This window comes from Amycolatopsis mongoliensis (assembly GCF_030285665.1).
GTDB lineage: Bacteria > Actinomycetota > Actinomycetes > Mycobacteriales > Pseudonocardiaceae > Amycolatopsis > Amycolatopsis mongoliensis.
The window spans coordinates 1,929,325-1,950,895 of sequence record NZ_CP127295.1 but is presented as its reverse complement, the minus strand read 5'-3'; the positions used below and the strand labels follow the sequence as shown (position 1 = coordinate 1,950,895).

Annotated in this window: 23 protein-coding genes and 1 pseudogene; 15 read left to right on the top strand and 9 right to left on the bottom strand. The window is 70.9% G+C overall.

Annotation, left to right across the window (positions count from 1 at the left end):
* The first annotated feature begins 137 nt into the window (after positions 1-137).
* From QRX60_RS09360 to QRX60_RS09340, 4 genes and pseudogenes are all read left to right on the top strand, one after another.
* Complete coding sequence (locus QRX60_RS09360) at positions 138-491, top strand: class I SAM-dependent methyltransferase (protein ID WP_286000377.1); 354 nt, start codon at positions 138-140, stop codon at positions 489-491.
* Positions 488-1,652, top strand: a pseudogene (locus QRX60_RS51445) (cytochrome P450 family protein). The gene QRX60_RS09360 and the pseudogene QRX60_RS51445 overlap by 4 nt, the downstream one beginning before the upstream one ends.
* Positions 1,653-1,746: 94 nt before the next feature.
* A complete protein-coding gene (locus tag QRX60_RS09345) occupies positions 1,747-2,097 on the top strand; it encodes a YciI family protein (RefSeq protein WP_286000376.1) in 351 nt (116 codons plus the stop codon).
* Positions 2,098-2,130: 33 nt separating this feature from the next.
* Positions 2,131-2,922, top strand: a complete 792-nt coding sequence (locus QRX60_RS09340) for an arylamine N-acetyltransferase family protein (RefSeq protein ID WP_286000375.1) — start codon at positions 2,131-2,133, stop codon at positions 2,920-2,922.
* Here QRX60_RS09340 and QRX60_RS09335 read toward each other — a convergent pair.
* Together QRX60_RS09335 and QRX60_RS09330 are read right to left on the bottom strand one after the other, a co-directional pair.
* Positions 2,916-5,240: a sensor domain-containing protein gene (locus tag QRX60_RS09335; RefSeq protein WP_286000374.1), complete on the bottom strand. Its 2,325-nt coding sequence runs from the start codon at positions 5,238-5,240 to the stop codon at positions 2,916-2,918. The two genes, QRX60_RS09340 and QRX60_RS09335, sit on opposite strands and share 7 nt — an antisense overlap.
* Positions 5,241-5,280: 40 nt before the next feature.
* Complete coding sequence (locus QRX60_RS09330) at positions 5,281-6,030, bottom strand: rhomboid-like protein (protein WP_286000373.1); 750 nt, start codon at positions 6,028-6,030, stop codon at positions 5,281-5,283.
* Positions 6,031-6,201: 171 nt separating this feature from the next.
* On the opposite strand from QRX60_RS09330, the gene QRX60_RS09325 reads away from it, so the two are divergent.
* Positions 6,202-6,714 (top strand): hypothetical protein, encoded by a 513-nt coding sequence (locus tag QRX60_RS09325; protein WP_286000372.1) that lies wholly within the window; start codon positions 6,202-6,204, stop codon positions 6,712-6,714.
* Between the two features lie 69 nt (positions 6,715-6,783).
* On the opposite strand, the gene QRX60_RS09320 is transcribed toward QRX60_RS09325, so the two are convergent.
* Entirely contained in the window at positions 6,784-8,115 is a 1,332-nt protein-coding gene (locus QRX60_RS09320) for a nucleobase:cation symporter-2 family protein (RefSeq protein WP_286000371.1), read from the bottom strand.
* A 133-nt stretch (positions 8,116-8,248) separates the two neighbouring features.
* On the opposite strand from QRX60_RS09320, the gene QRX60_RS09315 reads away from it, so the two are divergent.
* The 5 genes from QRX60_RS09315 to QRX60_RS09295 all read left to right on the top strand — a co-directional run bounded on the left by QRX60_RS09315 (position 8,249) and on the right by QRX60_RS09295 (position 12,576).
* Positions 8,249-9,388 carry a 5-methyltetrahydropteroyltriglutamate--homocysteine S-methyltransferase gene (locus tag QRX60_RS09315; RefSeq protein ID WP_286000370.1) on the top strand — a complete coding sequence of 380 codons (1,140 nt, stop codon included), beginning with the start codon at positions 8,249-8,251 and terminating at the stop codon, positions 9,386-9,388.
* Complete coding sequence (locus tag QRX60_RS09310) at positions 9,388-9,705, top strand: NIPSNAP family protein (RefSeq protein ID WP_286000369.1); 318 nt, start codon at positions 9,388-9,390, stop codon at positions 9,703-9,705. Before QRX60_RS09315 ends, QRX60_RS09310 begins: the two co-directional genes overlap by 1 nt.
* Before the next feature lies 1 nt (position 9,706).
* Positions 9,707-10,492 (top strand): IclR family transcriptional regulator, encoded by a 786-nt coding sequence (locus QRX60_RS09305; protein ID WP_286000368.1) that lies wholly within the window; start codon positions 9,707-9,709, stop codon positions 10,490-10,492.
* 78 nt (positions 10,493-10,570) lie between these two features.
* Entirely contained in the window at positions 10,571-11,785 is a 1,215-nt protein-coding gene (locus QRX60_RS09300; protein ID WP_286000367.1) for an NAD(P)/FAD-dependent oxidoreductase, read from the top strand.
* A 53-nt stretch (positions 11,786-11,838) separates the two neighbouring features.
* On the top strand, positions 11,839-12,576 hold the full coding sequence (locus tag QRX60_RS09295) for a Clp protease N-terminal domain-containing protein (protein WP_286000366.1): 738 nt from the start codon (positions 11,839-11,841) through the stop codon (positions 12,574-12,576).
* A 114-nt stretch (positions 12,577-12,690) separates the two neighbouring features.
* Here QRX60_RS09295 and gndA read toward each other — a convergent pair whose 3' ends face one another.
* Together gndA and QRX60_RS09285 are read right to left on the bottom strand one after the other, a co-directional pair.
* Positions 12,691-14,130, bottom strand: a complete 1,440-nt coding sequence (gndA, locus tag QRX60_RS09290; protein ID WP_286000365.1) for an NADP-dependent phosphogluconate dehydrogenase — start codon at positions 14,128-14,130, stop codon at positions 12,691-12,693.
* Positions 14,131-14,215: 85 nt separating this feature from the next.
* Positions 14,216-15,139 (bottom strand): MBL fold metallo-hydrolase, encoded by a 924-nt coding sequence (locus QRX60_RS09285; protein ID WP_286000364.1) that lies wholly within the window; start codon positions 15,137-15,139, stop codon positions 14,216-14,218.
* A gap of 234 nt (positions 15,140-15,373) precedes the next feature.
* Here QRX60_RS09285 and QRX60_RS09280 point away from each other — a divergent pair, with 234 nt between their 5' ends.
* From QRX60_RS09280 to QRX60_RS09265, 4 genes are all read left to right on the top strand, one after another.
* The gene (locus QRX60_RS09280; RefSeq protein ID WP_286000363.1) at positions 15,374-16,237 is read left to right on the top strand and encodes a helix-turn-helix domain-containing protein; all 864 of its coding nucleotides are present in this window, start codon (positions 15,374-15,376) and stop codon (positions 16,235-16,237) included.
* A gap of 100 nt (positions 16,238-16,337) precedes the next feature.
* Complete coding sequence (locus QRX60_RS09275) at positions 16,338-17,165, top strand: SAM-dependent methyltransferase (RefSeq protein WP_286000362.1); 828 nt, start codon at positions 16,338-16,340, stop codon at positions 17,163-17,165.
* On the top strand, positions 17,162-18,010 hold the full coding sequence (locus QRX60_RS09270; RefSeq protein ID WP_286000361.1) for an SAM-dependent methyltransferase: 849 nt from the start codon (positions 17,162-17,164) through the stop codon (positions 18,008-18,010). Before QRX60_RS09275 ends, QRX60_RS09270 begins: the two co-directional genes overlap by 4 nt.
* A complete protein-coding gene (locus QRX60_RS09265; protein ID WP_286000360.1) occupies positions 18,007-18,618 on the top strand; it encodes a class I SAM-dependent methyltransferase in 612 nt (203 codons plus the stop codon). The genes QRX60_RS09270 and QRX60_RS09265 overlap by 4 nt, the downstream gene beginning before the upstream one ends.
* 59 nt (positions 18,619-18,677) lie before the next feature.
* Here the strand turns inward: QRX60_RS09265 and QRX60_RS09260 are convergent, their stop codons facing one another.
* Together QRX60_RS09260 and QRX60_RS09255 are read right to left on the bottom strand one after the other, a co-directional pair.
* On the bottom strand, positions 18,678-18,932 hold the full coding sequence (locus QRX60_RS09260) for a hypothetical protein (protein WP_286000359.1): 255 nt from the start codon (positions 18,930-18,932) through the stop codon (positions 18,678-18,680).
* 3 nt (positions 18,933-18,935) lie between these two features.
* On the bottom strand, positions 18,936-19,205 hold the full coding sequence (locus QRX60_RS09255) for a hypothetical protein (protein WP_286000358.1): 270 nt from the start codon (positions 19,203-19,205) through the stop codon (positions 18,936-18,938).
* 284 nt (positions 19,206-19,489) lie between these two features.
* Between QRX60_RS09255 and QRX60_RS09250 the strand changes: the two genes are divergently transcribed.
* Positions 19,490-19,744 carry a DUF397 domain-containing protein gene (locus QRX60_RS09250; protein WP_285482105.1) on the top strand — a complete coding sequence of 85 codons (255 nt, stop codon included), beginning with the start codon at positions 19,490-19,492 and terminating at the stop codon, positions 19,742-19,744.
* A gap of 133 nt (positions 19,745-19,877) precedes the next feature.
* On the opposite strand, the gene QRX60_RS09245 is transcribed toward QRX60_RS09250, so the two are convergent.
* The gene (locus QRX60_RS09245) at positions 19,878-20,423 is read right to left on the bottom strand and encodes a hypothetical protein (protein WP_286000357.1); all 546 of its coding nucleotides are present in this window, start codon (positions 20,421-20,423) and stop codon (positions 19,878-19,880) included.
* A complete protein-coding gene (locus QRX60_RS09240; RefSeq protein WP_286000356.1) occupies positions 20,416-21,558 on the bottom strand; it encodes a hypothetical protein in 1,143 nt (380 codons plus the stop codon). The genes QRX60_RS09245 and QRX60_RS09240 overlap by 8 nt, the downstream gene beginning before the upstream one ends.
* Positions 21,559-21,571 lie beyond the last annotated feature (13 nt).

Here is a 21,571-nt window from a genome sequence, read left to right as displayed (position 1 = left end):
GGCCTGGGCGGACCTCGTCCTCCCGCTCATGCCTGCCGCGAAGGCGACCGTCGTCGACCTCGGGTGCGGCACCGGCAGCCTCGCCCTCCTCCTCGCCAGCCGGCCACGACGTCTGCGGGATCGACCTCTCGAGCCGCATGCTCGACGTGGCGAGGAAGAAAGCCGCCGGCCGCACGATCGACTTCCGCCAAGGCGACGCCGCGGACCCGCCCGGCACGCGGACCTACGACGTCGTCCTCGTGCGGCACGTCCTCTGGGCCATGCCCGATCCGGCTGCCGCCCTGGAGAAATGGGTTCGGCTGCTCAACCCCGGAGGCCGGCTCGTCCTCATCGAGGGACGCTGGTTCACCGGTGCCGGACTCACGCCGGACGAATGCCGGGCCCTCGTGAGAGCGCACCGGCGCGAGGCGGAAGTCCGCAAGCTCGACGATCCCGCCTTGTGGGGCAAGGAAATCGACGACGAACGGTACCTCCTCCTGAGCCGACGCTGAAGCCGGAGCCGACCTCGATCGAACTCGACACCGCTTTCTTCGCCGACCCGCACCGGCACTACCGCAAGTGGAGCGCGGACGGCAGCGTGCACCGCGTCCGGTTTCCCGACGGGAAGACCGGCTGGGTCGTCACCGGGTACGCCGAGGCGCGGGCGGCGCTCGCCGATCCGCGGCTGCGGAAGGCCGGGGCCAACGCGCGGTGGGCCGGGGTCGCTTCGACCGCGAGCACGCACATGCTCGACGCCGATCCGCCCGACCACACCCGGCTGCGCAAGCTCGTGAACCAGGTCTTCACCGCGCGAGCCGTCGAAGCGTTGCGGCCGCGGGTCGAAGAGATCTGCGACGCGCTCCTCGACGAGCTGGCCGGCGACGAGGTCGACCTTCTCGAGAGGCTCGCCGTGCCGCTGCCGGTCACCGTCATCGGCGAGCTGCTCGGCGTCGCACCCGGCGAACGCGTCGAGTTCCGGCGGCTCACAGCCGGCTTCGGGGCGGCGGGGAGCGCGACGCCCGCGCAGGTCCGGGAGCTCAAGGCGTTCCTCGTCGAGCTCGTCCGGCGCAAGCGCGAAAACCCGAGGGACGACCTCCTTTCCCGCCTGGTCCAAGCCCGTGACGCGCACGACCGGCTCAGCGAACGCGAGCTCGTCGCCACGGCCTTCCTGCTGCTCTTCGCCGGGTACGAGACCACCGTCAACCTCATCGGCAACGGCATGTACGCCCTGCTGCTCGATCCCGGCCAGCCCGCCGCCCTCCGCGCGGACCTCACGCTGGTGCCCGCCGCCGTCGAGGAGCTCCTGCGCTACGACGGGCCGGTCGGCTTCGCGACCCTGCGCTACGCCGGCGAACCACTGGAGATCGGCGGGGTCCGCATCGAGACGGACGAGTTCGTGCACGTCGCGCTGGGGGCGGCCAACCGGGACCCGGCCCGGTTCGCCGGGGCCGACCGGCTGGACCTGGCCCGGGACCCGGGCCGGGCACGTCGCTTTCGGGCACGGCATCCACCACTGCGTCGGCGCGCCCCTCGCCCGGCTGGAGGCACAGGTCGCCTTCACGCGGCTCCTGAGCAGGTTCCCCCGGCTCAGCCTGGCGGAGGACGAGCTCGCCTGGCACGAAGGGATCCGGATCCGCGGGCTCACCACCCTGCCCGTTAGGCCGAACGAGTGAACCCCGAAAGCCCGTGTCCGGGCCGGAGACGCGGCGCCGACCACCCGGCGAAAGGCAGCCCACCCGGGGCCGCCACCCACACCGGGGAGCCGATATGCGATACCTCCTGACCCTCCACATGAACCCGGCCGTCTGGGCCACCCTCACCGACGACCAGAAGAACGGCGTCTACGAAGGCCACGGCGCCTTCATCAAGCACATCACCGACACCGGCGAAATGGTCGAGACCAAGGCGCTCGCCGACGCCGCCGAAACCAAGACGGTCCGCGTCCAGGACGGCGCGACCCGGGTCCGGAACAGCGCCTTCGTCGAGTCGGAAGCCTTCCTCTGCGGCTACTACGTCGTCGACGTCGAAAGCGAGGAACGCGCCGTCGAGCTCGCCGCGATGATCCCCGATGCCCGGTACACCGCCGTCGAGGTGCGGAAGATCATCCACGAGGGTTGACCTCCATCGAGGTCGAGGGTGCACGCTGGACCCATGACCACTGCAGGGGAATGGGGCATCGACGCCGTCGACCTCGACGCGTACCTCGCCCGGATCGGGCGGCCGGCGAATCCGCCGTCGGAGGAAGCGCTGCGGGACCTCATGCGCGCCCACGTCCAGGCCATCCCGTTCGAGAACGTCGACGTCGTTCTCCGGCAGCACCAAGGGATTTCCCTCGACGTCGTGAGCGCGAAGCTCGTCGGACGGCGGCGGGGCGGCTACTGCTACGAACAGAGTGGCCTCTTCGCCGCCGTCCTCGAGCAGCTCGGCTACACCATCCACCGGCTCGCCGCGCGCGTCCAGCCGCGGCGGCCGGGGCCGTACACCCACATGACGCTGGTGGCCGAGATCGACGGCCGGAAGTTCCACGCCGACGTCGGCTTCGGCGCCGGGATCCTGGCCCCGATGCCGCTCGTCGACGGCCAGGAAACCGACCAGGCCGGCTGGCCGCACCGGCTGACCGAGAAGAACGGCTGGTGGACGCTCGGGAAGGGCGCCGAGGACCTGCTCGACTTCCGGCTCGACGGGATGCACCCGATCGACTACGAGGTCTACCACCACTACACCTCGACGCACCCGAAGTCGCCGTTCACCGGGCGGCTGGTGATCATGACGCTCGAACCGGGCGTCAGCCGGAAGCTGCTCGGCCGCGAGCTGACCGTCGAAAAGCCCGATGGCGGCAGCGAAACCACCACCGTCGCACCCGACGAGCTCGACGCCACCCTCAAGGACCTCGGCATCGAGCTGACGCCGGACGAGCTGGGCAGGCTGCTGAAGGTCTACTGACCGAACAGCTCGGCAGCCGGCACCGGCCGGCCGAGGTGGTAGCCCTGCGCCTGGTCGCACCCCAGCGACCGGAGCAGGTCCACCTGCTCCGCGGACTCGACGCCTTCGGCGATCACCGTCAGGTCGACGGCGTGGGCCATCGCGATGATGCTCGTGACGATCGCCGCCGCGTCGCGGGACTCCGCGATGCCGGTGATGAACGTGCGGTCGATCTTGAGCGTGTCCAGCGTCAGCCGGCGCAGCTGGGCGAGCGAGGAATACCCGGTGCCGAAGTCGTCGATCGCCAGCAGCACGCCCAGCGAGCGCAGGGACGCCAGCACTTCCGCGGCCGCTTCCTGGTCGCGCATCAACGCGCTTTCGGTGACCTCCAGGCAGAGCGCGCCGGCCGGCAGCCCGGTGTGGGCCAGCGCGTCCTGCACCGCGGGCACCAGGTGCGGGTCGTCGAGCTGACGGGTCGACAGGTTGACCTTCAGCGTCAGGTCCAGGCCCTGGTCGCGGCGCCGGCCGGCCAGCTCGCGCGTGCTCGCGCGCAGCATCTCCTTGCCGATCACGTTGATCAGGTCGCTCTCCTCGGCGAGCGGGATGAACTCCGCGGGCGAGATCGCGCCGTGGCGGGGGTGCGTCCAGCGCAGCAGCGCCTCGACCGCGACCATGTCGCCGGTCCGCAGGTCGACGACCGGCTGGTACGCGGGCCAGAGCTGGCCGTCGTGCACCGCGTCGCGCAGGTCCTGCTCCATCCGCAGCCGCCGCTGCATCCGCTCGCGCAGGCCGACGTCGAAGAAGTGGTGACGCCCCCGGCCGAGCGTCTTCGCCTGGTACATCGCGACGTCGGCGTCGCGCAGCAGGTCCCCGGCGCTGCGGCGGTCGGCGCTGCCGACGAGCACGACGCCGATGCTCGCGTCGAGGTGCAGCTGCCGGCCCAGCACGCCGATCGGCTCGGCCAGCGCGGCCCGCAGGTGCTCGGCCAGCGCGCGGACCTCGCCGGGTTCGGTGACCTCGCCGGTGACGACGACGAACTCGTCGCCGCCGAGCCGGCCGACCAGGTCGTCGCGGCCGGAGCAGCGGCGCAGGCGCTCGCCGACGATCCGCAGCACCTGGTCGCCGACCGAGTGCCCGAGCGAGTCGTTGATGACCTTGAACTTGTCCAAGTCGAGGAACAGCACGGTGACCGCGCCGCGCCCGGTGCTGTCGAGCCTGCCGAGCACCAGGGTCCGGTTGGCCAGCCGGGTGAGCGGGTCGTGGGTCGCGTCGTGCGCGAGCTGCGCGCTGATCGCGCGGGTCTCGGTGATGTCGGTGAACGACGTGACCACGGTCATCGCCGCCGGGTCGTCCGGGTTGAGCAGCCGCGAGGTCAGCGACACCCAGACGTCGCGGCCGTCGGGCCGGCGCAGGCGCACGACCAGGCCGTTGTGCGCGACGCCGGTCCTGCGCGTCTGCACCGACGGCGTCTCGTCCGGCGGGATCCAGCGCCCGGACTCGGTGAACAGCGCGAGCGTGTGGCACGGGACGCCGATCAGCTCGGCTTCCGGGACGCCGAGGATCCGGCAGGCCGCCGGGTTCGCCGCTTCGATGAGCCCGCCCGGGCCCATCACCAGCACGCCTTCGTCGAGGGACGCGACGACCGTGCGGTAGTTCTGCTCGGCCCGCCGCCGCGCGGTCTCATCGGCGCAGACGAGCACGTAACCGTCATTCATCTCAGCTGCCGAAACGCGGATCGCGAGGGGAGCGCCGTCGCGCCGCCGGTGCACCGCTTCGGCGACCCCGCCGTCGCGCCGGATGGCCGGCAGGTCGAGCGCCGCGCCGACCAGCTCGCTCGCCCGCCGTCCGACGGCCTCGGCCGCGGTCCAGCCGTACACCGCTTCGGCGGCCGGGTTCCAGCTGGTCACGACGCCTTCGCCGGTGGTCGCGATCAGCGCGTCGCTGACGTGCGACACGAGCGCGGCCTGGTAGCGGAGGGCGTCGGCGGCCGCCTTCTTCGCCGTGATGTCCCGCATGACGACCTGGTACGCGAGCCGGCCGGCGAGGCGTACCGACACCGTCTCCACCGCGAACTTGCTCCCGTCCAGCCGGGACATCAGCGCTTCGACCGGCTCGCTCGCCTGACCCGGCTCGGCCAGCAGCGCGAGCTTCCCCACGAGGGCGGTGCGCGAGTCCTCGGCGACGAAGTCGGTGAACCGGCGGCCGACGACCTCGGCCGCCGAACGCGCGGCGAACGTCTCGAGGGCCGCGCGGTTGGCATAGGTCAGGACGCCGTTCTCGTGGACGCAGATCGCGTCCGGACTCAGCTCGACCAGCTCGCCGAGGGAGTCAGCCTCCATGAGCGTCCGTCCCCCATGCTTCGCGGCTGTGGCCCGTCGATTACACCACCGACTCCGGCGCCTGCCTACCCGCCGGAATCCGGGCCCGGCCTGCGGCTCGGCCGCGCAGCCTCGGTCCCCAGAACAGCAGCCCGAAGTGCGCGGCGACCGCGTGGCCGAGCAGGGTGACGACCGAGTCGAGGCTCGCCGGGTCGTCGGTGAGCCAGATCACCGCGATGAACGCTTCCGTGACGGCCAGCGCGACCAGGCGCGCGCGGCCGCGCAGCAGGAAGACGAGCGCGCCGGCGGTGGTGAAGAAGCCGTAGCTGACGCCGATGTCGAGCCAGTGCCCGGCCGAGTTCGGCAGGACGTGGGCGCTGATCAGGGCCATCACCGGCAACTCGGTGACGAGCGTGGCCAGCACGTGGCCGGAGAAGAACACGGTCGCCGTGCGGCGGACGCCGTACCGGCGTTCCAGCGGCGCGACGGCGATCGCGAAGATGACGACGTAGGCGAGCCAGCCTTCGTCGGACAGCCAGATCGCGCTGGTCAGCAGCGAGGTCAGCGGCCGCCGCCACAGGTTGTGGGCGTCGGTGCTGGACAGCCGCAGCAGTCGGGCGGTCAGCTCCGGGTCGGCGAACTTGAGCAGCAGGGTCGTGCCGAGCAGGAGGACCAGGTAGCCGAAGGTGAACGGGGTCGCCTTCGGGTTCGGGAGGACCTTGACGAACGCCCGCAGGCTGCGACGCGGAACGGCGATCCGGGGGATCGGCCGATCGGCTTTCAGCAGCATGGTTCGAGCTTCGACGGTCATGCTGGGAGTCTCCCGAACCGCAGCTGTGAATCCGCTGTGGAATGTCACCCACCGTCAAGGCATTCGTTACGTGACGAATTTTTGCCGATACCTCACCCGTTCGGGTGCTTTGTGCGGTAAGAATACGATCACGATGTCGGCCGAAAGGCCCTCTCGGGAAGGTCTGTCGGGGTGAACGACGAGGTATCGGTCGGCGAGCTGCTCGTGCGCGAGGGCTGGGGCGACCGTTCGGGGCCGGGCCAGTCGCGCTGGCGGGTGCTCGCGGTGATGCTCGCCGTCGTCATCGGCTGCGGGGCCGCGGCGGTGCTGGTCGGCCTCGGCGGCAAGGGCACCCAGGACGCGTCCCCGGTCGACCAGATCCAGGTCATCCCGTTCCCGCAGCGCACCACCGGGCTGGGTGGCGCCGACCAGGCCACGGACTCGCCGCCGGAGGGCGGCACCGGCGGCGGCGACGTCGTTCCCGGCGCCGGCGTGCCCCGTGAGACCGTCACCGAGGTGCCGGGCACCGACCCGACCACCGAGAGCAGCACCGGCACCACGACGCCGACGACCACCACACCGACCAGTGGCGGCCCGGGCAGCCCGGTCACCCCGACCACGACCCCGGTGGGCGGTCAGCCGCCGGCGCACACGACGACGCCGGCGCCGCCGCGGCCGTCGTGCATCCTGATCATCTGCTGGTGATCAGGGCAGCTGCTCCACGAGGTCGCTGAAGTCCGAGGTGTTCCGGCGCCCGGCTCGTCGAACGGCTGCTCACGGCGCTTCCAGCAGATCCGGCTCCGAGCGCCGGCCGAGGTGGTTGAACAGCAGGTTCAGCGCGAACGCCAGCACCGCCGCCACCGTGATCGAGCTGCCGCAGATCGTCTGCAGCCAGGCCGGGAAGTGCTGGAAGATCTTCGGCGCGAACGCCGGCAGCAGGCCGACGCCGAGGGCGACCGCGACGATGAAAGTGTTGTGGTTGCCGGAAAACTCCACCTTCTTGAGGTTCTGCGCGCCGACCGCGGCGACCATCGCGAACATCACCACCGCGACGCCGCCGACCACCGGCTGCGGGATCGCCGCGATGAACGCGCCGATCTTCGGCACCAGGCCCATCAGCACCAGGATCCCGCCGGTCACCGCGACCACCCAGCGGCTGCGCACACCGGTCATCCGCACCAGGCCGACGTTCTGCGCGAACGCCGTGTCGGGGAAGGAGTTCATCACGCCGCCGAGCACGGCCGAGAAGCCGTCGGTGGCCAGGCCGCGGGCGAGGTCGGAGTCGGTCGGCGGGCGCCCGGTGATCTCGCCGACGGCGATCATGTCGGCGGTCGACTCGGTGAACGTCACGAGCATGACCACGCACATCGACAGGACCGCGGCGACCGGGAACGTCGGCGCGCCGAAGTGGAACGGCGACGCGAGCCCGAACCAGCCGGCCGCGCCGAGCCCGTCCCAGTGCACGAGCCCCATCGGAATGGCGATCACCAGTCCGATCGCCAGGGCCAGCAGCGGCCCGATCTGGTTGGCGAACCCGCGCAGCACCCGCGTGAACAGCACCAGCAGCGCGAGCACGCCGAACGCGAGCAGGATGTGCGACAGGGCCGCGTAGTCCGGTGCGCCTGCGTCGTTGCCCGCGATCAGTCCCGCGCCCGGGCCGAGCAGCGAGACGCCGATGACGAGCAGCAGCGTCCCGGTGACCAGCGGCGGGAAGAACCGGATCAGCTTCGCGAACGGCTTGGCGATGAGCAGGCCGAAGACGCCGGACGCCAGCATCGCGCCGTAGACCGCGGGCAGGCCGTACTGGGACGCGATCAGGATCATCGGGTTGACGACGCTGAACGTCGCGCCCGCGACCACCGGCAGCCGGATGCCGAGGACCTTGCCGATGCCGACCGCCTGGATCAGCGTGGCGATGCCCGCCACCAGCAGATCGGCGTTGACCAGCAGCCCGATCGTCGCCGTGTCGAGCTTCAGCGCGCTGCCGACGATCAGCGGCACCGCGACCGAACCGGCGTACATGATCGACATGTGCTGCAGGCCGAGCAGGGCGAGCCGGCCTGCGGGCAGGCCCTGGTCGACCGGGTGGACGTCGGGTTTCGTCATGGTCAAGCCCCTCTTTCCGACGGCACAGCCCGCGGCACACCTAACGCGGTGCGCGTGACCGTAGCAAGAACCCGGTGTCATGATCTTGTTTCAGGGGGCGGCGCGACGGCCGCGGATGTGTGACCATCGGTGCATGACTTCGGGCGGTATTTCCCAGGTGGGCCCGCCGTTTCGCGCCGATCACGTCGGGAGCCTCCTGCGGCCCCCGGTGCTGCGCGACGCGCGACGGCGGCGCGAAAGCGGTGAGATCGGTGCGGAGCAGCTCCGCGCGGTCGAGGACGACGCGATCCGCGACGTCATCAAGATGCAGAAGGTGGCCGGGCTGAGCTCGGCGACCGACGGCGAGTTCCGGCGTGCTTCGTGGCACATGGACTTCATCTACGCGCTCGGCGGCATCTCGAAGAGCGACGAGCGGCTGCACGTCAAGTTCCACAACCTGGCGGGCGACCTCGAGTTCAGCCCGCCGGGCCTGCAGGTCGACGGCAAGGTGCGGCTCGACGCGCCGATCTTCGCCGACCACTTCCGGTTCCTGCAGTCCCATGTGGACCCCGGCGTGACGCCGAAGCTGACCATCCCGTCGCCGAGCATGGTCTACTACCGCGGCGGCCGGGCGGCGGTCAGCGAGAGCGTCTACCCGGACCTCGAAGAGTTCTACGCCGACCTGAGCGCGGCGTACCAGGCGCAGATCGCCGCGATGGCCGGCCTCGGCTGCCGGTACCTGCAGCTCGACGACACCAGCCTCGCCTACCTCAACGACCCGGCGCAGCGGGAGCTCGTCGCGCGGATGGGCGGCGACCCGGACAGCCAGCACCTGCGCAACATCGCGACGATGAACGCGGCGCTGGCGGAGCGTCCGGAGGGGCTCACGGTGACGACCCACCTGTGCCGCGGCAACTTCCGGTCGTCGTGGGTCGCTTCGGGGAGCTACGAGTTCGTCGCGGAGGCGCTGTTCGGCGAGCTGGCCGTCGACGGGTTCTTCCTGGAGTTCGACGACGAACGCTCCGGCGGCTTCGAGCCGCTGCGGTTCGTGCCGAAGGACAAGAAGGTCGTCCTCGGCCTGGTCACGACGAAGCGGCCGGAGCTGGAGGACCCCGACGTCCTGGTGCGGCGCATCGAGGAAGCTTCGCAGTACGTCGACATCGGCCAGCTCTGCCTTTCGCCGCAGTGCGGGTTCTCCTCGACCGAGGAGGGCAACGACCTCACCCCGGACGACCAGCTGCGGAAGCTCGAGCTGATCGTGGCGACCGCTGATCGCGTCTGGGGCGGCCACTGATGATCACGTGCGTCGTCGACTACGTCATCGACCCCGCGAAGCTGCCCGACTTCGAACGCTTCGCCGCCGCGTGGATGCGGTTGGTGCAGCGGGAAGGCGGCATCCACCACGGTTACTTCCTGCCGTCGGAGGGCGCGAGCGACGAAGCGCGGGCGCTGTTCAGCTTCGAGAGCCTCGCGGCGTACGAGCGCTACCGGACGCTGTTCGGCGTCGACCCGGACTTCATCGAAGCCGACAAGATCCGCGAAGAGAGCGGGTGCGTGGTGCGGTACCGGCGGACGTTCATGCGCCCGCTCCTGCCGGACGACGACCTCTGACGTGCGGCACAGCGCGCGGCGGCCGCCCTCGGTCGTGGATCGCGTCCTCGATCTGCTGGGCGCCTTCACGGCCGAGCGGCCGCGGCTGACGCTGTCCGAGCTCAGCCGCCGCGCCGGGTTGCCGCTGTCGACCACGCACCGGCTGGCCGGCGAGCTGACCCGGCGCGGCGCGCTCGTACGTGACGAAGCGGGCGTCTACCGCGTCGGGCTGTGGCTGTGGGAAGTCGCTTCGCTCGCTCCGCACGGCGCGGAGCTGAGGGAGAGCGCGATGCCGTTCCTCGAGGACCTCTACGAGGCCACGCACCAGAACGTGCAGCTCGCGGTGCTCGACGGGCCGGAAGTCGTCTACGTCGAGCGCATCTCGGGCCGCGGCGCGGTCAACGTCCTGACCCGCGTCGGCGGCCGGCTGCCCGCGCACGCCACCGGCGTCGGCCAGGTGCTGCTCGCGCACGCACCGGCCGAAGCTCAGGAGGAAGTCCTGTCCGCGCCGCTGAAGGCGTTCACCCCGAAGACGATCAGTTCGGCTTCGCAGTTGCGGCGGGTACTGGCCGACGTCCGCCGCGACGGCTACGCGATCAGCGACGGCCAGATCGAGCTGATCTCCCTGTCGGTGGCGGCCCCGGTCCACGACTCGACGGACGAGGTGGTCGCGGCGATCTCGGTGGTCGTCCCGGCGGAGGGGACGGATCCGCGGACGCTGGTCCCGGCGGTGCGCGCCGCGGCACGGGGGATTTCGCGGGTGCTCCGGGCGCCGCGGGCGTTGCGGACGAGCGGGGAACCCCACTGATCACCTCCGCTCCTCGACGGCCCGGGCCGGGTTGTGGTCGGATGGCGGTGAGGTTGCCGGATGGGTGAGGGAGCAGGGATGACCACCGTTCTCGTCGTCGGGGCGGGTCAGAGCGGGTTCCAGGCCGTGGCGTCGCTGCGGGATCGCGGCTTCGAGGGCCGGGTCGTGCTGGTCGGGGACGAGCCGGGCGTGCCGTACCAGCGGCCGCCGCTGTCGAAGGCCTACCTGGCCGGGACCGCGGGGCTCGAGCAGCTGCACTTGCGCGGCGAGGACTTCTTCGCCGAGAAGGACATCGAGCTGGTCGCCGGCCGGGTCGCTTCGATCGATCGCGAGGCTTCGCTGGTGCGGCTCGAAGACGGCACCGAGCTGGACTACGACCACCTCGTCCTGGCCACCGGCGCGCGCAACCGGACGCTGCCCGTGCCCGGCGCGGACCTGCCGGGTGTGCTGACCCTGCGCACCCGCGACGACGCCGACCGGCTCCGCGCTTCCCTCGCCGACGCCGGGAACGTCGTCGTGGTCGGCGGTGGCTTCATCGGACTGGAGTTCGCGTCGCACGCCGGCCGCCCGGTGACGATCGTCGAGGCGCAGGACCGGCTCCTCAACCGCGTCGCGACGCCGGAGATCTCCGCCTACTTCGCCGCGCTGCACCGCGAAGCCGGGCACACGGTGCTGCTCGGCCAGGGCGTCTCGGCGCTGCACGGTGATTCGCGGGTGCGCGAGGTCGAGCTGTCCGACGGCTCCCGGCTGCCCGCCGACCTGGTCGTCATCGCGGTCGGTGTCGTGCCGGAGACGACGCTCGCGGCGGCGGCCGGGCTCGCGGTGGACAACGGCGTCGTCGTCGACGAGCACCTGCGGACGGCCGACGAAAAGATCTTCGCGATCGGCGACTGCGCGAACTTCCCGTGCGTGCAGGCCGGCGCCGCGACCCGGCTGGAGTCGGTGCAGAACGCCGTCGACCAGGCCCGGTGCGTGGCCGCGGCGATCACCGGCGCGCCCGAGCCGTACGCGAGCCTGCCGTGGTTCTGGACCGACCAGTCGGGCGCGAAGCTGCAGATCGCCGGGATCCTTGCGGGCGCCGACCGGACGGTGGTCGCGGGCGACCAGGCCGCGGGCAAGTTCTCGGTGCTGTCGTTCCGCGACGACGTCCTCATCGCGGTCGAGTCGGTGAACCGGCCGGCGGACCACATCGCCGCGCGGCGCCTGTTCACCGCGGACCCCCACCCGCGGTACGCGGACCTGGCGGCGAGCGAATTCAACCTCAAGGAGCACCTGAAGTCCCGAGCGGCCTGACCGTCGTCAACTCATGGTTGACGGCGCCAGATCGTCAACCTACAGTTGACGGCATGACCTTACCCAACCCCGTCAGACTCGACGACCTCATCAGCGCCATCAAGAGCAACAACGACAAGGACGTCCTGGCCCAGCTGTCCGACGCCGTGTACGTGGGCGAGAACCTCGGCGAAGTCGCCGACCACCTGATCGGCCACTTCGTCGACCAGGCCCGGCGCGCGGGTGCCTCCTGGACCGAGATCGGCAAGAGCATGGGCGTCACCAAGCAGGCCGCCCAGAAGCGGTTCGTGCCCAAGGTCGACCCCGGTGGTGACCCGGGCGGCAGCATCGAACGCGTCTACGGCCGCTACACCGACCGGGCCCGGCACGTCGTCGTCGAGGCGCAGAAGGCCGCCGTCGAGCACGGCAGCCCGTACATCGACACCGTGCACATCGTGCTGGGCCTGCTCACCGAGCCCGCGGCGCTCGCCGCCGGGGCGATCCTGGCCCAGGGCGTCACGCTCGAAGCGGTGCGGGAAGCGGCCGAAGCGCGGCTGCCCGAGCGGGCCGACCCCGCGCCGGACCCGGTGCCGTTCTCCGGGGCCGCCAAGAAGACCCTCGAGCTGACCATGCGCGAAGGCCTGCGGCTCGGGCACAACTACATCGGCACCGAGCACATGCTCCTGGCCCTGCTGGAACAGGGCGAGGGCGCCGGCTTCGAGGTGCTCGACGGTCTCGGCGTCGAGAAGGACAAGGCCGAGGCGAAGATCCTGGAGGTGCTGGCCGAGATCCTCGCCGCGCGGGACCAGTGACGCTGCTCTGATCGGGATGGACCAGGGGGTCTTCCCGCTCGCGCAGCCCCGAAAGCCGTGAATGTCGCATTGAGGGACTTAGAGTCTCTCAATGCGACATTCACGGACTTGAACTCAGGCGTCGGACTCCGGGCGGCCCTCAGCGGCCCAGGCCGTGTGGAACGAGCCGTCGCGGTCGACGCGGCGGTACGTGTGCGCGCCGAAGAAGTCCCGCTGACCCTGGACCAGCGCCGCCGGCAGCCGGTCCGCGCGGAGGCCGTCGTAGTACGCCAGCGCCGTCGAGAAGCCCGGCGTGGGGATCCCGAGCCGGACCGCCGTCGAGATCACCGAGCGCCACGAGTCCTGCGCGTCCTCGACCGCCTTGCGGAAGCCGCCCGACGTCAGCAGCGTCGGCAGCTCGGGCTCCTCGGCGTAGGCCGCCGTGATGTCGTTGAGGAACTTCGCGCGGATGATGCAGCCGCCGCGCCAGATCGAGGCGACCTTGCCGAGGTCGATGTCCCAGCCGTACTCCGTCGCGCCGGCCTGGATCTGGTTGAAGCCCTGCGCGTACGCGACGACCTTCGACGCGTACAGCGCCTGTTCGACGTCGTCGGCGAAGCGCTCCAGCTCCGACCCGGACAGCGGCGACCGCGAAGGACCACCGAGGCCGCGAGCCGCCGCGCGCAGCGAAGTCGAGCCGGACAGCGAACGCGCGAAGACGGCTTCGGCGATGCCCGAGATCGGGACGCCGAGGTCGAGGCCGATCTGCACGGTCCAGCGGCCGGTGCCCTTCTGCTCGGCGGCGTCCGCGACGACGTCGACGAACGGCTTGCCGGACGACTTGTCGACGTGCGCCAGCACCTCGGCCGTGATCTCGATCAGGTAGGAGTCGAGCCGCCCGGTGTTCCAGGTCCGGAACACGTCGGCGATCTCGGCGGGGGAGTAGCCGCCCGCGCCGCGCAGCAGGTCGAACGACTCCGCGATCAGCTGCATGTCGGCGTACTCGATGCCGTTGTGCACCATCTTGACGAAGTGCCCGGCGCCGTCCGCGCCGATGTGCGTGCAGCACGGCTCGCCGTCGACCTTCGCCGAGATGTCCTCGAACAGCGGGCCGAGGGACTCGTACGACTCCTTCGAGCCGCCGGGCATGATGCTCGGCCCGTTCAGCGCGCCTTCCTCGCCGCCGGAGACGCCGCTGCCGACGAAGTGCAGCCCGCGCTCGCGCAGCGCCTTCTCGCGGCGGCGGGTGTCGGCGAAGTGCGCGTTGCCGGCGTCGATGATCACGTCGCCCTCTTCGAGCAGCGGCGCGAACTCCTCGATGACGGCGTCGGTCGGGCCGCCCGCCTTGACCATGATCACGATCTGCCGGGGCCGCTCCAGCGCGTCGACGAACGCCTGCGCCGAGTACGCCGGGATGAAGTCGCCCTCGTCGCCGAACTGCTCCACCAGCGCGCGGGTCCGCTCCTCGGACCGGTTGTGCAGGGCCACCGTGTGCCCGTGCCGGGCCAGGTTGCGGGCCAGGTTGCGGCCCATGACCGCCAGGCCGGTGACCCCGATGCTCGCCTTCTTGCTCATCCGCATCCTCTCGAAGACTCTCTCGATTCAGACACTAGTCCGATCGACGCCTCAAGGAAGGGCACGGAGGAGCAGCTCACTCAGTTCAGGAGAAGCAGCGGATCGGGCCCTTGTTGTAGGCGAGCATGTCGGTGATCGCCGCGACCAGGTCGATCTGCGCGCCCCACTCGGCGCCGTCCAGCTCGGCGTACGCGCGGTGCAGGTTGCCCGGCAGCCGCTCCTGCTCGGAGAGCGACGCGAACTCGCCCAGGTCCGTCTCCTTGGCCAGCTCCAGCGGCGACAGCCCGGCGGCCTTCCCGCGCTCGGCCGTCTCCTGGACGAACTTCAGGTACGCGTCCACCGTGTCGACGGTCTCGAGCCCGCAGGCCGGACCGTGCCCGGGGAGGATCACCTCGGGCGAAAGCTCCCGGACGACGTCGAGAGCCCGGCGCCAGCCGGCCACCGAGCCCATCAGCGCGAACGGGCTGCCGCCGTTGAACACCAGGTCACCGGCGTAGAGCACGCGCTGCTCCGGCAGCCAGACCAGGACGTCGTTGGTGGTGTGGGCCGCGTGGCCGGGGTGGATCAGCTCGAGGGTGACGTCGCCGGCGTGCACGGTCAGCCGGTCGTCGAACACGACCTCGGGCGGCCGCGACCGCAGCTCGCCCCAGTCGCTGCCGACGAAGATGCCTTCGAACGTCTGGATGCCCTCGGCGACCATCAGCTCGCGGGTCTTGCGGTGGCCGAGCACGGCCGCGCCGGTGACGAGGTAGTTGCCGTTGGTGTGGTCGCCGTGGTGGTGGGTGTTCACCAGCGTCCTCACCGGGCTGCCGGTCGCGGCTTCGACCGTCTCGAGCAGCGCGCGCGTGCGGCGCTCGGTCGAGCACGTGTCGATCAGCACGGTGTGGTCGCCGGCGTCGACGAACCCGCAGTTGTTGATGTACCAGGAGCCGTCCGGCTGGACGTAGCCGTGGACCCGGTCGGCCAGGCGGGTGACGGCGGCGGCGGCGGCGGGCGAACGATCGGTCACCGGCCCACTATGCCCGAGACCCGGCTGCGCCGGTTGGCGGAATAATTCGGAATTTCGCTGGTCCAGGCGAGTGACAACGCAGGTGACTGGCGTTCTGCGGCGTTTCCTGGAACGCTGCGCGATGTCATCATCGAGATCCGCAAGGTGAAGCACTAACCTGGGTGGGTTCGATAGTTCGCGTGCGACGGCGGCCGGCGGCCGCCGTCGCTTGTAGTGGTCCGGGAGAGCAGGGCGATGGCCAGCACCGTCACCTCGCGCCGGAAGCAGCTCGGGAACGAGCTCCGGCATGCCCGCACCGCGGCGCGGATGACACAGCAGCAGGTCGCCGAGGTACTCGGCTGCACCCAGGGCAAGGTCAACAAGATCGAGTCCGGTGCCGTCGGGGTGAAGCTCGGGGATGTGCGATCGATGCTGAACGCGTTCGGGATCAACGGCGAAGAGGCCGACACGCTGATGAACCTGGCGCGGGCCGCCGCCGGGCAGCGCGGCCACTGGTCGGGCTACCGCTCGGTGGTGCCGCACTGGTTCCGCACCTTCACCGACCTGGAACCCGCGGCCGCGGAGATCCTCACCTGGCACGGCGAGCGCATCCCCGGTCCGCTGCAGTCCGAGCACTACATGCTCAAGCAGTTCACCGAGGCCGGCGCGACGGACGTGACGTCCCTGGTGCGCAACCGGCTCGACCGCAAGGCGGTGTTCGAGCAGCAGCAGCCGCCGTACTACCGGTTCATCATCAGCGAGGGCGCGCTGCGCCGGGCCCCCGGCGGGTACGCGCCCGCGGTGATGCTCGACCAGGTCGAGCACCTGCTCTCGCTCGAGCGGCACCCCCGGGTCTACGTCCACGTGCTGCCGTTCGGGGCACGGCTGGCCGCGGTGCCCAACGACTTCACGATCATGCGCTTCCCGGACCGCACCCGGGACTTCGTCTACATCGAGCACTCCGCCGGCGGGCTGTACCTCGACGACGTCAAGGACTTCAACATCTTCGTCGACTCGTGGGACAGGCTGCGTGGGGCGGCGCTGGAACGGCAGGAGACCCGGCAGTTCCTCAAGGAGCTTGCAGAGGGTTACCGCAGCCAGATGCAGCAGATCCAATAGGGCGAACGGCGGCGCCAACTGTCCCGGCCGGTGAACAACTTTCGGTAGAGTGGGTCTGTTGCGCTCTAATCCACCGGAAGTGCCGCCCGAAGGGGACATCGTGGACCCCGACTTCCTCCCCGACGTCGTCGATCTCGACCGGCCGAACGTGGCGAGGATCTACGACTGGGCGCTCGGCGGCACCGCGAACTGGGCGATCGACCGGCAGTACGGCGAGCTGGCCGTGAAAGCGTTTCCCCTGGCGAAGACGCTGGCGCGCAGCAACCGCGACTTCCTCGGCCGGGCCGTGCGCCACTGCGTCGCCGAGGGCATCACGCAGTTCCTCGACCTCGGATCCGGCATCCCGACCGCCGGCAACGTCCACGAGGTGGCCGACGAGTACGCCGACGACTGCCGCTGCGTCTACGTCGACAACGAGCCGGTGGCCGTCGCGCACGGGCGGATCCTGCTCGACGAAGAGGGCGACCCCGAGCGCCACGCCGTGCTGTACGCCGATCTGCGGGACGCCGAGGAGGTCTGGGAGGCCGCGCTGGCCACCGGCGTGCTCGACCCCGACCGGCCGATCTGCCTGCTCAGCGTGGCTGTGCTGCACTTCCTGCCGGACGTCACCGGCGTCCGCGAAGCCATCCGCGACTACCGGACGCTGCTGGCGCCGGGGTCGGCGTACGTCCTCTCGCACGCGACCGAGTCCGGTGTCGAGGGCGACGAGCTGGCGCAGATCCGGCGGCTCGTGAAGCTGTCCGAGCGGTCGAGCTCGCCGGCGGTTTCCCGGTCGCTCGACGAGATCGCCGCGTTCTTCGGTAACTTCGACGTCGTCGACCCCGGGATCGTGCCTGTGGGAGAGTGGCGCCCCGAGCCCGGCGCCGCCCCGGTCCCCCTCGCGAGCGTGGTCGGCGGTGTCGGCCGCAAGCCTGGAGGACGGAAATGACGACGCAGGATCCCGAGGCCCCCGAAGGCGTCGACCTCGAGCGGCCGAACGCGGCCCGCATCTACGACTGGTTCCTCGGCGGCAACGCCAACTGGGCCATCGACCGCCAGTTCGGCGAGCAGGCGGTCAAGACGTTCCCGATGATCAAGACGGTCGCCCGCGTCGGCCGCGACTTCCTCGGCCGCGGTGTCCGGTACCTGGCCCGCAACGGCATCGACCAGTTCCTCGACCTGGGGTCGGGCGTGCCGACGGTCGGGAACGTCCACGAGGTCGCGGCGGAGGTGAACCCGAACGCGCGGTGCGTGTACGTCGACAACGAGCCGGTCGCGGTGGCGCACTCGCAGGTCCTGCTGGAGAAGGAGGGCGTCGCGGACCGGCACGCGGTGCTGCAGGGCGACCTGCGCGACCCCGCCGACATCTGGAAGCGCGCCCTCGACACCGGCGTCCTCGACACGAACCGGCCGATCGGCCTGATCATCGTCGGCGTCCTGTACTTCCTGGGCGAGGACGAGCCGGTGGCCGAGATCATCCAGAAGTACCTGTCGCTGCTGCCGTCCGGCTCGTACTTCCTGTCTTCGCACCTCACCACCGAAGGCCTCGACGCGATGGCCGACGCCGAGAGCCGCGAGTCGATCGTGGCGCAGTACAACAGGTCGAGCACCCCGCTGCACCTGCGCAGCAAGGCGGAGTTCACGACGTTCTTCGACGGCCTCGAGCTGGTCGAGCCCGGCATCGTCTACCTGCCGGAGTGGCACCCGGAGGAGATCGAGTCCCGGGCCACGAAGAAGGTCGCGAACGACCCGGCGTTCGTCGGGCACATCTGCGGCCTCGGCCGCAAACCGTGACGACGGCTTACGACGCGGTCGCCGTCCAGTACGCGGAGTTCGTCCGCGACATCTGGGACGGCGACGCGCTGGACCGGGCCGCGTGGGCGGCGTTCGCGGATTCCGTGCGCGGCCGCGGCCCGGTCGCCGACCTCGGGTGCGGTCCGGGCCACCTGACGGCACACCTGCACTCGCTGGGGCTCGACGTGTTCGGCATCGATCTGTCGCCGGCGATGATCGAGCTGGCGCGCGCGGCCGAGCCCGCGTTGCGGTTCGAGGTGGGGTCGATGGCGGCCCTGGACCTGCCTGACGCGTCGTTGGCGGGGATCCTGTCGTGGTACTCGGTGATCCACACCCCGCCGGCGGAGGTGCCGGGGTACTTCGCCGAATTCACCCGGACGTTGGCGCCGGGTGGTCACGTTCTGTTGGGCTGCTTCGAAGCCGGCGGCGGGCCGGTCTCGGAGTTCGACCACAAGGTCACGACGGCGTACCGGTGGCCGCTGGACGAGCTGATGGCCTTGGCGGCCGCGGCGGGACTCGTCGAGGTGGGCCGGATGTACCGCGAGCCCACGGCAGGGGAGCGGCCGTTCCGCCAGGGACGGTTGCTCCTGCGGAAACCGCAGCCGTGAACGGCGAGAGCCCCGGTCCCATCAGGGAACCGGGGCTCTTTTCGTGGTGGTACGGCAGTTCAGGCGCGCGATCCCACCCGGCCGCGCAGCAGCGGGCTCAGGTCGATCGCGGTTTCCAGGGGCCGGGTGGTCCGGACCCCGTCGGAGTAGCGCTGCAGCGGCAGGTCCTGGTCCGTCGCCCACGTCGTCGTCTTGCGCAGGGGCGCCTGGATCAGGCTGAAGCCGAAGCGGTTCCTCAGTTCGTTGCCGATCCCGCGGCGGCCGCGGTGCTCTTCCTCCTCGCGGCGGAAGAGCGAGTTCAGCCGGACGGCCATCGTCTACACCCCCAGCTCTCGTCGCGGTGACCGGGTGCTTTCGCCGCCGGTCAGTCCGAGACAGGGTTCACACGGCATGCCGGCCCCGGGGGCCAGCCACTCGACATCGGAGCGGGAAAGCGCTTCCCCGCACTTGGTTCGGACCAGCTGACTCGTGCCGCGGGTCGCGTCCAGTCCGAAGACGTGGACCACCCGGCGGGCCTCGCCGGCGGTTCCCCTGGCGAGCCTGCCCACGACGAGCACGCTCGGTGGCGCGCTGTCCTCGACGATCACGCTGATCCTCCCCCATGAGGTCCTGCGGTGGTGGTTGGTCGGTCGTCAGCCGGTGGCCTGCGTTCGGGGACCGCCCATCGCATGCAGGAAGTCATTCACCGACACCAGCGCCCCGGCCGATGCGATTAATCCTACTCCTGGAATAATCTTCATGTCGAGACCGGACCTAGTTGATCACCCGCTTGGCCGTGCGGCGTACTCCATTGAGACACTGAGTAGCCGGGAGCGGGTACTTTCGACCAGGTCACGGCCGCGCCCCCCATCGATCCTCGGAGGTACGACCCATGGCGGATTATCCGTCGTTCGCGGATTACGATCCGAACACGGCCGTGTCCCTGTTCCAAGAGGCTGCCTGGGAGAAGTCGTTCGCCAGCGAGCCCAACGGTGGGAGCTGCGTCGAGGTCAACCTCGGCCGGGAAGGCCTGATCGGCGTCCGCGACACCAAGCTCGCGACCAGCCCGGTCTTCGTGTTCGACACCGCCGAGTGGGAAGCGTTCCTGGTCGCCGTGAAGGCCGGGCAGTTCGATCTGCCCGCCTGATCCCTCCCCCGTGGCGGTGATGGTGATCACCCGCCTGTGCCTGGAAATCGCGAAGGCCCCCTTCCCGTCTCTGCGGTGAAGGAGGCCTTCGCGACGGCACGGATACGCTCGAGTGCCGAATGTGAGGGAAATCTCACCCGATTGCCGGAAGCTCACCCCCGCGCAACCGGCTCCGGGTCCGGCGCCAGGCCACCACGACCAGCACCACGAGCCCGATCAACGGCAGGGTGCTGATCGCCCAGCTCAGGCCCATCGGCGGCCCCGGCTGGTCGAGCACCGGCAGCGCGCGGAGGTCACCGGTGCCGGACCCGGCCGGGCCGTTGACCGTGAAGTGGAACGTCCATTCCCCCGGCCGCGGCATCGAACGGACGTCCAGCCCCCAGACCTCGCGCTTGCGCGGGTGCCGGACCAGGGGCTGCGTGCGGTTCTTGCCGCCCTCCGGGTTGATCATCGTGAGCGTGCCGGACTTGTCGTCGATCCCGCCGTCGGGGATGAACGTGAAGTCCAGCGACTGCATGGCTTTCAGCGGCCAGGTGCTGAACCCGACCGTCATCCCGTACGGCCCGGCCTGCACGTGCTCGGTGTGCACGATGTTGACCGGCTCGTAGGCGTTCGCCGGCGCCGCGGTCGCGAACAGCAGCCCGGCGACGGCCGCCAGGGCCAGGAGTGTCTTACGCATCAGCGGTTTCCCCCTTCTTGGCGGGCGCCAGCAGGCAGAGCATCCCGCCGAACCGCCACCCGGCGAACCCGCCGAGCAGCCCGAACAGGCCGCTGAGCACGGCCGTCGTCGTCAGGTACCAGGCCGGCGGCAGGTGCGCGCCGGTGTAGAGCAGGACGCGCTGGATCGGCAGGCTCAGCCCGAGCAGCGCCCCGGCGATCCCGCCGGCGACCACGGACACCCGGCCAGCGCGCCACCCCCGGCGCCGGCCGGCGAGGTACCCCAGCTCCATCAGCGCGGCCACCGGCAGCAGCGCCAGCGGCGTCAGCGACGGCATCTCGGGCACGCCGGAGATCGCGTCTCGCAGCGGCAGGTCGACCAGGTCGGCGTACGCCTTCGCGGCCCACGGCGAGAACCACCAGAAGATCCCCTGCACGACCAGGACCAGCGCCGCGGTGCCGGCCGCGCCGCCCGGGCGGCGGCGGAACCCGGCGCCGACGGTGACCAGCAGCACGGCCATCATCGAGCAGCCGATCGACACGGCGTCGGCGTAGTCGTCCGGCACCTGCTGCAGCCCGAGGGCCAGCACCGGGCCGAACGTGAGCAGCACGGTCAGCGACGCCAGCGTGCCGAGCCGGCCCCAGCGGTACTCCCGCGCCGCGGCGAACACCGCGGTCGTGCCGATCAGCGACACCGTGATCGACAGCAGCAGCCCGATGTGCGGCGGTGAGTCGATGACCGCGTCGAAGCCGTAGAGCCCGTGCCACCACTGGTCCCACAGGCCGTACAGCAGGAAAGTGGCCGCGCCGACGCCGGAGACCAGGTAGCCCAGCGGCGCCGCGAACGTCCGGCCGAACACGTTGACCACGCGCCCGCCGATCCGCGGGTCGACCGGGCGGCCCGCGCGCCGGGCCGCTGTCGTCAGCAGCACGACGGCGAGGCTCGCCAGGCCGACGACCGCGCTGCCCGCATACAGGAACAGGTGCGGCAGCGTGAAGAACGTGTCCGGCCCGACGTCGCTGTGCCACTGGATGTCCCAGGTCAGCCCGACCAGGGACAGCAGCGAGCCGCCGAGCACGACGTTCGCCGGCAGCAACCCCGTTCGCGCCTGTTTCGCCACCGACGTGGTGCGCACGCCGGATGCGGTGAGATCCATTCCCCCGAACCTT

Bases quoted from the DNA above. Each gene is read 5' to 3' on its own strand.
- QRX60_RS09315 (WP_286000370.1), top strand. From the start codon at position 8,249: ATGACTTCGGGCGGTATTTCCCAGGTGGGCCCGCCGTTTCGCGCCGAT.
- QRX60_RS09335 (WP_286000374.1), bottom strand. From the start codon at position 5,240: ATGGAGGCTGACTCCCTCGGCGAGCTGGTCGAGCTGAGTCCGGACGCG.
- QRX60_RS09270 (WP_286000361.1), top strand. From the start codon at position 17,162: ATGACGACGCAGGATCCCGAGGCCCCCGAAGGCGTCGACCTCGAGCGG.
- QRX60_RS09330 (WP_286000373.1), bottom strand. From the start codon at position 6,030: ATGACCGTCGAAGCTCGAACCATGCTGCTGAAAGCCGATCGGCCGATC.
- QRX60_RS09250 (WP_285482105.1), top strand. From the start codon at position 19,490: ATGGCGGATTATCCGTCGTTCGCGGATTACGATCCGAACACGGCCGTG.
- QRX60_RS09310 (WP_286000369.1), top strand. From the start codon at position 9,388: ATGATCACGTGCGTCGTCGACTACGTCATCGACCCCGCGAAGCTGCCC.
- QRX60_RS09295 (WP_286000366.1), top strand. From the start codon at position 11,839: ATGACCTTACCCAACCCCGTCAGACTCGACGACCTCATCAGCGCCATC.
- QRX60_RS09345 (WP_286000376.1), top strand. From the start codon at position 1,747: ATGCGATACCTCCTGACCCTCCACATGAACCCGGCCGTCTGGGCCACC.
- QRX60_RS09280 (WP_286000363.1), top strand. From the start codon at position 15,374: ATGGCCAGCACCGTCACCTCGCGCCGGAAGCAGCTCGGGAACGAGCTC.
- QRX60_RS09340 (WP_286000375.1), top strand. From the start codon at position 2,131: ATGACCACTGCAGGGGAATGGGGCATCGACGCCGTCGACCTCGACGCG.
- QRX60_RS09360 (WP_286000377.1), top strand. From the start codon at position 138: ATGCTCGACGTGGCGAGGAAGAAAGCCGCCGGCCGCACGATCGACTTC.
- QRX60_RS09320 (WP_286000371.1), bottom strand. From the start codon at position 8,115: ATGACGAAACCCGACGTCCACCCGGTCGACCAGGGCCTGCCCGCAGGC.
- QRX60_RS09260 (WP_286000359.1), bottom strand. From the start codon at position 18,932: ATGGCCGTCCGGCTGAACTCGCTCTTCCGCCGCGAGGAGGAAGAGCAC.
- QRX60_RS09300 (WP_286000367.1), top strand. From the start codon at position 10,571: ATGACCACCGTTCTCGTCGTCGGGGCGGGTCAGAGCGGGTTCCAGGCC.
- gndA (WP_286000365.1), bottom strand. From the start codon at position 14,130: ATGAGCAAGAAGGCGAGCATCGGGGTCACCGGCCTGGCGGTCATGGGC.
- QRX60_RS09245 (WP_286000357.1), bottom strand. From the start codon at position 20,423: ATGCGTAAGACACTCCTGGCCCTGGCGGCCGTCGCCGGGCTGCTGTTC.
- QRX60_RS09240 (WP_286000356.1), bottom strand. From the start codon at position 21,558: ATGGATCTCACCGCATCCGGCGTGCGCACCACGTCGGTGGCGAAACAG.